General features: G+C 39.8%; 2 protein-coding genes. Both read left to right on the forward strand.

Annotation, left to right across the window (positions count from 1 at the left end):
• Nucleotides 1–65 precede the first annotated feature (65 nt).
• Nucleotides 66–269: a hypothetical protein gene (locus CVN76_RS05525; RefSeq protein WP_100530075.1), complete on the forward strand. Its 204-nt coding sequence runs from the start codon at nucleotides 66–68 to the stop codon at nucleotides 267–269.
• Nucleotides 270–356: 87 nt separating this feature from the next.
• Nucleotides 357–942 (forward strand): cytosine permease (locus tag CVN76_RS05530; RefSeq protein WP_198512495.1); only part of this gene is annotated, 586 nt, incomplete at its 3' end.

Consider the following 942-nt stretch of genomic DNA (forward strand, 5'->3'; position numbering starts at 1 on the left):
ATGGTTATTGCATTTAAGAAAAGTGAGGGAATAAACAAGAGAAGGCAAAGGGGGGAGAAGCAATTTTGAATAAAGTGAATCAGTTTCAACAGAATATCCAGTCAGAAGATCCCTTCATCAAAAGTCTATATTCAGATTTGAATGAACGGATCGATGCGTATGAGCAGGAAGATGCTGTGAAAGTCGACAAAATGAAATGGAGGGATGCGACCGGTTCTATTTTTTTCATGCTATTAATCATTGTCTATTTAGTCTATGTACTTGTTTAAGGTAGTGTACTTTTACATTGTCTATTACATTAACAGCCGTAATTCCATTCCATTCAATCAATATATCTATAGTTGGGAGAGAAGCGTGTGAGTAAAGAGAATTCCTCCATTTCGAAGGATGTGGCCTTTGGCTTTTTACCGGCAAGTAAAAGTGACCGGATTTTTAACCTTAGGGATTTAATTTTAGTTCAGGTTGTTATTGGTCTCTCATCTTTTGGGCTGTTAACTGGGGGATATACAGGTACAATGCTTGATTTAAAGCACTCACTGGCAGCGATTTTATTCGGTAATGCCTTCCCAATGTTGTTGATCGTTCCCATTACCTTGTATTTTGCGCGTTACGGCATAGACACCTTTGTCGGGTTTCGAAGTTCACTAGGCTATCTAGGATCCAATATTTTTTTCTTTGTTTTTCTTATTTTAACTCTCGGCTATATTTCGATTGCGCTTTTTATGTCTGGCCAGGCTTTGGCAGAGGCTGCTAATTGGATAAGGATGCCTGGCTTTTTCTCAAGCCAAACAACGGGAGCGCCGTTTTTCGCGATAGTACTCTTTATCTGTGCATTTCTGGTAACAGTGAGGGGACCGATAGCTATTCAGAAATATACGACAGTAGCCGTTCCTGCTTTTTTGGTTCTCATGTTTGGCCTTCTCGCAATAGTCTTGTTCGGAC

This window comes from Bacillus sp. mrc49, assembly GCF_002803435.1.